This is a genomic window from Ruegeria sp. L11, from assembly GCF_056531755.1.
In genome coordinates this window covers 1-950 of the sequence record NZ_JBQFMI010000053.1, presented here as the reverse complement: position 1 = coordinate 950, position 950 = coordinate 1, and the positions used below count along the sequence as shown (strand labels likewise).

The 950-nt window shown below is 56.3% G+C and carries 2 protein-coding genes; one reads left to right on the top strand and one right to left on the bottom strand.

Translation table 11 applies throughout. From position 1 onward, the window contains the following. Window positions 1-699, top strand: a 699-nt coding sequence (locus ACR0CE_RS20530; RefSeq protein ID WP_480833616.1) for an IS110 family RNA-guided transposase, incomplete at its 5' end; no start/stop codon positions are given. Window positions 700-748: 49 nt separating this feature from the next. Here ACR0CE_RS20530 and ACR0CE_RS20525 read toward each other — a convergent pair. Further along, window positions 749-950, bottom strand: a 202-nt coding sequence (locus tag ACR0CE_RS20525) for a hypothetical protein (protein WP_480833615.1), incomplete at its 5' end; no start/stop codon positions are given.

Genomic DNA, 950 nt, shown 5'->3' with positions numbered 1-950 from the left:
GTCGAGATCAAGACGGAAGAGCAGCAAGCCATTCTCTCAATCCACCGGACTCGAGATCTGGCCGTCCGGCAGCGCACCCAACTGGCCAACATGATCCGCAGTCTTTTGCGCGAGTTTGGGCACATTTTGCCCATTGGGATCGAAGCAGTGACGGCTTTTGCAAAGCGTCACCTTGATGGCGACCAACCAGAGATGCCGGAGATCGCGAATGGCATGCTCGGCATACAGTGCTACCAGTTCATCGGCTTGAACGCGCGCATCGATGGCTATTCTAAGATGATCCAGCAACATGCCCTTCTGAATGCAGATGCGCGTAGATTGATGCGTATGCCCGGCATCGGGCCGATCACGGCGTCAGCGATTGTCGCTACGATCGGCGATGCAAAACAGTTCCGGACCGGACGCGATCTGGCAGCCTGGCTCGGACTGACCCCACTCAACAAGTCTAGCGGTGGCAAGGAACGTCTGGGCAAGATCACAAAGCAGGGTGATCGCTACATTCGCAAGCTGTTGGTCGTAGGCATGACATCGCGCGCTGTGATGGCGAAACGTTCGCCTGAGAAGGTCGATCTGTGGACAGCGCGAATTATCGCAGACAAACCATTCCGATTGGCAACAACCGCCATGGCCAACAAAGCCGCTCGGGCCATCTGGGCGATGCTCACGAAGAAACAAGAATACCGGCAGCCAGCGTTCTGACCGCGCCGACTGCCCACGAGATGCAAGACGTTGAAATGATGATGCGGAATTAAGTCAACCAAGAGCAAGGACACTCCGGGAACGGCAGCGACCCTCGGAGGTCGATAAGCCGATTGGAACCTCGCTCGCGGAATTCATCAGGGCCAGTGGCGACAATGCCGCCACGCAAACAGGCCGGACAGACGAAGGTACTGACAAAATACCCGCAAACATCACCAAAAAGTTCTTGCAATGCAGGAGCCACCCACAGA